Annotated in this window: 6 protein-coding genes; 4 read left to right on the plus strand and 2 right to left on the minus strand. The window is 31.5% G+C overall.

Annotated elements, in window-relative coordinates; translation table 11 throughout:
- Window positions 1-74: 74 nt before the first annotated feature.
- A complete protein-coding gene (locus tag A2255_04670) occupies window positions 75-1,733 on the minus strand; it encodes a hypothetical protein (protein ID OGI18543.1) in 1,659 nt (552 codons plus the stop codon).
- A gap of 1,056 nt (window positions 1,734-2,789) precedes the next feature.
- Between A2255_04670 and A2255_04675 the strand changes: the two genes are divergently transcribed.
- From A2255_04675 to A2255_04690, 4 genes are all read left to right on the plus strand, one after another.
- A complete protein-coding gene (locus A2255_04675) occupies window positions 2,790-3,560 on the plus strand; it encodes a hypothetical protein (GenBank protein ID OGI18538.1) in 771 nt (256 codons plus the stop codon).
- 187 nt (window positions 3,561-3,747) lie between these two features.
- Entirely contained in the window at window positions 3,748-4,467 is a 720-nt protein-coding gene (locus A2255_04680) for a hypothetical protein (protein ID OGI18539.1), read from the plus strand.
- Window positions 4,437-5,408, plus strand: a complete 972-nt coding sequence (locus A2255_04685; protein OGI18540.1) for a hypothetical protein — start codon at window positions 4,437-4,439, stop codon at window positions 5,406-5,408. Before A2255_04680 ends, A2255_04685 begins: the two co-directional genes overlap by 31 nt.
- A gap of 156 nt (window positions 5,409-5,564) precedes the next feature.
- Window positions 5,565-5,906, plus strand: coding sequence for a hypothetical protein (locus A2255_04690; GenBank protein ID OGI18541.1), 342 nt, complete (start codon window positions 5,565-5,567; stop codon window positions 5,904-5,906).
- 1 nt (window position 5,907) lies between these two features.
- Here the strand turns inward: A2255_04690 and A2255_04695 are convergent, their stop codons facing one another.
- Window positions 5,908-6,852 (minus strand): hypothetical protein, encoded by a 945-nt coding sequence (locus A2255_04695; protein OGI18542.1) that lies wholly within the window; start codon window positions 6,850-6,852, stop codon window positions 5,908-5,910.
- Window positions 6,853-6,985 lie beyond the last annotated feature (133 nt).

The raw sequence follows: 6,985 nt of genomic DNA on the forward strand, positions 1-6,985 counted from the left end.
CTCATTTTTGTCTAAACCTTTTAAGTTATTTTTCTGAACTTAAAATTTTAGACGTTTTTTTGTCGGATAGGTTCTTAGTCTAAACTAAGCTTATATACTCTTGCTTCGTATGGTTTGAGAAGTAAATCTTTTTTGTCCTGACTACTGTCAGAATAATTTCCTATAAGTAGTTTTGCTCCAGACATATTTATTTTATTTTCATTTGTAGAATATTTTTCAAGAGAAAATTCTGTATTTTTCTCGGAGAAATTAAGTACTACAAGGATTTTTTCTTTACCTAATGTTCTTGTATAGGAGTAGACTTTCTCGTTATCTTTTGCGATAAGGTCATATTTACCATAAATAAGTACCGGATTATCTTTTCTAAGCTTAATCATATTTTTGAAATAATTATAGATTGAGTTAGGATCTTTTCTGGCTGCTTCAACATTTATGGCGGTATAGTTAGGATTTAGGTTAATCCACGGAGTTCCTGTAGTAAATCCTGCATTCATGGAATTATTCCACTGCATTGGAGTTCTGGCATTATCCCGGCTTTTAGCTTTGATTCCGGCCATTATTTCCTGCTCAGGCATTTTCTCCTTCACTTCTTTATAATGATTATGAGTTTCTACATCTTTATAATCATTAATATTATCAAATCTGGGATTTGTCATTCCAATTTCCTCACCCATATACATATATGGAGTCCCTTTCAATGAAAAGAGCATGGTAGCCAACATTTTTGCAGAAGCTTCTCTGAATTCCTCAGTTGAATCATTTCCAAATCTTGATAACGCCCTTGGCTGGTCGTGGTTCATAAGGAAAATACTATACCAGTCAACTTCCTTCTCAAGTGCGCTCTGCCATTTTGTAAATACTGTTTTGATGTCCTTAAGCTCCGGCTTTCTGTCGGTCCATTTGCTTCCGTTATTAGGATTAGAATCAGTGTTTACCATGTCGAAGTTAAAAACCATATTTAATTTATTTGGGCCAATAACCTTGCTGATATTAGAAATATCAGTTGCAGGAGTTTCTCCAACAGTCATTATCTCTTTTTCTTTATTGCAGATAATATTTGGATCGTAAAGAACTTTACCCATCCCTTTTATATAACTTTCAAGACGATCAAAGTCTACAAAGGACTTATTAGGTTTACGGAAAGGTTTGTTTACACCTACATGATCAATAACATCCATTCTAAAACCATCAATACCCTTTTTAAGCCAGAATGACAAAATATCATTAACTGCCTCTCTTACTTTGGGATTTCTCCAGTTTAGCTCCGGTTGTTCAGGCAGAAACGTATGGAAATAATATTCGTTTGTCTTATAATTCTTTGTCCAAGCCGAGCCAGCAAAATCTGAAACCCAGTTATTTGGAACCTCGCCATTTTTTGCCGGAGGAGCCCAAATATAGTAGTCTTTATATTTTTTATGCTCAGGATGATTTGGATCTCTGGCAGCTTTAAACCAAGAAAGCTGATCTGAAGAGTGATTTACTACCAGATCCATAATAATATGCAGATCACGCTTATGATCTTCCTGAATAAGCTCTTCCATATCTTTCATTGATCCGTATTTAGGGTTAATTCCTTTATAATCACTTATATCATATCCGTTATCTTTTTCAGGAGAAGTATAAATAGGATTCAGCCAGAGAGAATTAACACCTAAATCTTTCAAATAATCAAGGTTTTCAGTAATTCCCTTAATATCACCGGTACCATTACCATCCGTATCCTTAAAGCTCATTGGATAAATCTGATAAACAGTAGCTTCTTTCCACCATTTCGGCTCCTTTGCCTGTATTGGAACAGAATCTTGTTTTGCAGGTAAAGTTCTTTCTATGGGTGGATTTAATGGTAAACCAACAGCTTTAGCTATAGGAGCAAGAATAGTTGATGTAAAAACTGTAATGAACGCTGTAGCAACAGGTGCATTAAACCTGGATAATTTTGACAGGAAGGATTCTCCTTGATATTTGTTCTCCGCATTATCCGGTCCCTGAAAGGAAATTTTGGTCTGTTTAATAAACTTGTCCTGCACATCAGACAGGATAATCTTATTATCCTGATTTAATGGTCCATTTTTAAGATTATATGTCTGCCCTGTAAAATTTATAATTTCTGCATTAATCAAGCTCATTTTTCGCCCCCTCCTTCCTTCTATTATCCTATGATCATAAAATGATGATACCGGAAAAATTATGTGATTTTATGAAAACATATTCATGATTTGATAAAACTCACTTTAATATTTTTTAACAAGTAATTTTTTATCAAAAAATGTTTTTTAGCCTTGAGATCCGGGGTTTTTGCCTTGTTTTTTAGGCACAATTATATCGTAATTCTCTACCAACTTTAGTAGGGTGTATGTTAAAAGTCAAGAAACAAGAGCAAAAGTTTCTTTATATTTATGAGGGTGAAAACAGGCATTTTTACGTGCTTTGATATGTTATTATAAATTGCCTTTTATATAGATATATTCAATCATTTGACGATTTTTATTTTGCTGCAACTTTTATTCATTTTTACCCATTTTTTTAAATTTTTGCAACCAAAATGCAACCGAAAATCAATATATTATATGACCATTTTACGTTATTTAAGCTGTAGTAAATTTGAGGATTAACAGATAAACTATAAATAATAAAATGTATTTTAAAAAGTATTGAATTTTACCAAGTTTTTAAAATACATTTTAAAAACTTTTTAATCCTTTTTTGATTAATATACAATCTGTTTAAATTTTTATGCAGTAAAATATTATTTTATTGACTTTCGTTAAATAATACATAATATTGGTACTATGAGTACCAATATAGAGAAAAAAATAACGAAATTTATAGATACGCATAAACCAGGAACAGTTATTCTGGCATCCTGGCTTGAAAGTATGGGCATATCTCATGAATTGCAAAAACGCTATAAGCGAAGTGGATGGATACAATCTATAGGAACAGGGGCATATAAAAGACCTAATGATACAATCAGTTGGGAAGGTGCTCTTTACTCAATGCAATCTCAGTCCTGTATGTCTTCTATCCATGCCGGGGGTTTAACTGCATTATCAAAACAAGGTCTCTCTCATTATATTAGACATAATCAGGAGAATGTTTATTTATTTTCCCTTCCTAAAAAGACTTTACCAGCCTGGTTTAAAAATTATAATTGGCAACAGCAGATAGAGTATATAAGAACATCTATGCTGCCTGATAAAGTAGAACTCACTGCGTTTAATGAAAAGAATTTTACAATCGAGATTTCTTCAGCAGAAAGAGCTATTCTGGAAAGTTTATACTTAGCTCCTGAGAAAATGGATATTGTTGAGTGTTATCAAATACTTGAAGGACTGGTAAATTTACGTCCTAAAGTACTTCAGAACCTACTTGAGAACTGTAGTTCTGTCAAAGTTAAAAGACTGTTTTTGTATATGTCTCATAAAATTGGACACCAATGGTTTGATTTTCTCGATCAGGCAAAAATAGATTTAGGAAAAGGCCATCGCAGCATTTCTAAAGGTGGTGTTTATCTAGCAAGCTATAATATGACATTGCCGGAAGAACTTGTAAAATTATAACGCTTATTAAATATAACAAGATTAAAATTTTAATAGTTTTAATATAAAACTTATTAAATTAAATAGCTCTTTGCCCTTATTGAATAAAGCTTAAGCTGATATTTTTTAATAATTTTTGTTAATTAAATACATGTAAATAATTGACATAATGAAAAAATATGAGAACATGATATTAAAGGTGATACTTATGAAATCAGTTAGAAAAACAGTTAGAAACAAAATTTTAAAGAACAACTCTTCAGATAAAATCTGGAGCTATTCTGATTTTGATAAGTATTCAAGATCAGCGGTAGCAATGGCTTTGAGTAGTATTTATAAAGAAGGACTTATTGATCGTGCCTCACGAGGATTTTACTATGTCCCTAAAAAGACAATTCTTGGAGTAGTTCCTCCAAATAATAATGTTTTGGCATTTTCACGTGCAGCTAAAAAAGCAAGTTTTAGCTGTATTAGTGGATTAAATGGGTATAATAAAATCGGTTTAACTACACAAATTTCAAAGACTGTTACTATTGCTTGTAATAAACCAATGAGAAGTAATGGTAATACAAAGTATATTTTGAGAAACAAACCCCACTCCGGGACGGATATTGAAAGAATAGTTCTAGATGCAATTATTGATATAGATGCAATTCCTGATACAACGCCGGTTGAATCTATTGAAAGAATAAAAGAGATTATAAGATTTGGAAAAGTTAATATTAACGATCTTGGTATTTCTGCTATAAATGAGCCGCCAAAAGTTAAAGCTGTAGTTGGCGCTCTTGGTCAGGAATTAGGAATGGATTTAAAGCTTTTGAATAAACTTAAAAGTAAAATAAATCCTAATACTGTGGTATATTCTGATGTAATATTCGGATTAAAATTTTCAAGTGAATGGAGAATAAAGCCACGAGTACACCGTTAAGATATATTAGTGATCATCCTGATTTCCAAGGGTTCGTTAAAATTGTTGCCGCTGCATGGAGTTTACCTGCTGGAACAATTGAAAAGGATTATTGGGTTATCAGAGTTTTAAGAGAATTGCAAAACTCTGAATTTCAGGATGAATTTGTTTTTAAAGGTGGTACCTGTCTATCAAAAGCATACAAAATTATAGAAAGATTCTCAGAAGATATTGATTTATTATTTATTCAGACTGTTGATACTATATCAAAAAACAGTAAACGGAGAAGACTTGAAAAGTTAAAAGATTTTGTAGCTAGTATTTCAGGGTTAACCTACTTGCCTGAAAAGTCAATGGTGAAGAAATTAGCTGCAACGATTTACTTTGATTATAATAAAAATCCTGATAATAAGCTTGAGGGAGAGGTAAGCTCTCAAATTTTACTCGAGCCGGGCTACAGAGGTGGAACATCACCTCGTACTTTAATCAAGCCGATAAATTCATTTGTTGGAGATTATCTGATAGATAAGGGATTCCAGGATCTAGCAGAAGATATTCCTCCTTTTGATGTTAAAGTTCTTTGCCTTGAAAGGATTTTTGCGGAAAAACTTTGTGCGGTTAAAAGTTTACATGACAATAGATCTTTAAAATTAAGAACGAGGCATTATTATGATCTCTTTAATCTTTTAACTACTCCTGATATAAAGAATTTAGTTAAAAATAAAGATGAATTAACTTTAATTTTGCAAGATATTTCTGATATTTCTGAAGAGCATTTTAATACAGAGAAAATAACTCTGCAGGATATTCAGCTTTGCGATGCCTTTAACCCTGAACATAATTGCATAAAAGAACTTGCAAATTCATATAAAGATAAGCGCAGCAAAGAATTATATTACAATACTCAGCCAGAATTTGGGCATATGATTACTGAAATTTCAGGTTTTCTAAAATTGTTGTAGTAAAATGTGCAATATTCTTCGAGTTTAATTGTTATAATCTCCGTCCTTCAATATCAGTGGTGTAATAACACATATTTCTAGATTCAATATAAAACTAGCAATTTTATATATATTTGATTTTTATATATTCAGGTTAAAAATTTAAAAGGTAAAAATATGCAGATAAAAAATATAACATCGACATATCCTCAATTCCAGGGCAATACTTCCTATAAGCATACTGGCATGCCAGCTTTAGAATCATTAAAACAGGATACAGTCTCATTCACAAGTAAAACTAATGAAGATGCATTTATTGAAAGAGTAAATAAATTTGTTGATGATGAACTTTTCGATACTGATTTATGTGAGCAATTATATGCATATGCACAAATAATTAACCCAAATGATGAAAAGGTTAATAAATTTCTTCAAGAAAAAATCGATACAACAAAAGACAATGTCAAAAAAGAGATTTTAGTAGAGTTACAGGAAATGCTAAAAGAAGAACAAAATTAAACTATTTATTACAATCAACTATTTTATTTATTTTACTTGCCAATAATGATCCTAAAATAGAACCTAAACCCATTCCTAACATTGAATATGCAGACCCATATTTAGCGAGTACTGCTCCAACAGTGCCTATTCCAGCTAATAGTGAAGAAACGTTAATTGATGATTTTGTTATTTGAGTAATTCCATTGTGTAGTTTACTTTTATCATTTTTTTCTTGTCCAAATGCCTTAATAATAGCAGGTAATTCAAAAACTCCAAGAGCAAAAACACTTAATAAAGGTATTCTCAATAAAGATTTTCCAATTATTTTAGCAAATGCTGAACCTTGTAATTCAAAAGCCTTAACCGGAGCTTGTTTTAAAATGGTATTTTTGGATATTTCATTAAATATCAATTTGGGAACTTTTCTGCCTGTAGTAGTTTGCCCAACCATTCTTATATTAAGTTTTTTCTGAACTATTTTGCCTAGCTTTGTGTCAAAAAGGGGGATATCCCATTGATGCAACTTAGCACCAAATTTGCCCAATTTATTAATAACAGGTTCTAGTTTTGTCCCTCTAAAGAAAGAAAAAGGAGTCTGATAATTTTTATAATCATATGCAGGTAACTTACCTTTAAATATTTGTTTGCCAGCGTTTGTTAGATCTCTTACATCTTCTGGAATATTTACATATGCAAGCCCCAGTAAGCCTGCTGCTTTGGTGTAATTACCATCTTTAATATTATCAGGAATAGAAGCTATTCTTCTAATAGGAGCTACAGGGCTTAATGCAGCAAAGATACTCTTAGTCTGATCTATATCATCTTTTAACTTTGGATCAATAGCAGGTCTTGAACCTGATCTGCGATCAAGTCCTGAGCGATAATCAAATTCTACAGGAGTACTTTGCTGTCTCCTGTCTTGTTTATAAATATTAGGGTATAAGTCTGTTATATTTCCTACCATTCTTCCTTCCAAGATTAATAATAAGAAATTTCTTTCTCTATTTATATAAAAACATTTTGCATACAGAAAATGCCAGAACAAATCTACATAAGATAAAACATAGAATTTAAATTCGAATTACTAGAATAGTTTA

The organism is Candidatus Melainabacteria bacterium RIFOXYA2_FULL_32_9, assembly GCA_001784615.1.
Classification (GTDB): Bacteria; Cyanobacteriota; Vampirovibrionia; order Gastranaerophilales; family UBA9579; genus UBA9579.

Bases quoted from the DNA above. Each gene is read 5' to 3' on its own strand.
- A2255_04670 (OGI18543.1), bottom strand. From the start codon at position 1,733: ATGAGCTTTAAGGATACGGATGGTAATGGTACCGGTGATATTAAGGGA.
- A2255_04675 (OGI18538.1), top strand. From the start codon at position 2,790: ATGAGTACCAATATAGAGAAAAAAATAACGAAATTTATAGATACGCAT.
- A2255_04680 (OGI18539.1), top strand. From the start codon at position 3,748: ATGAAATCAGTTAGAAAAACAGTTAGAAACAAAATTTTAAAGAACAAC.
- A2255_04685 (OGI18540.1), top strand. From the start codon at position 4,437: ATGGAGAATAAAGCCACGAGTACACCGTTAAGATATATTAGTGATCAT.
- A2255_04690 (OGI18541.1), top strand. From the start codon at position 5,565: ATGCAGATAAAAAATATAACATCGACATATCCTCAATTCCAGGGCAAT.
- A2255_04695 (OGI18542.1), bottom strand. From the start codon at position 6,852: ATGGTAGGAAATATAACAGACTTATACCCTAATATTTATAAACAAGAC.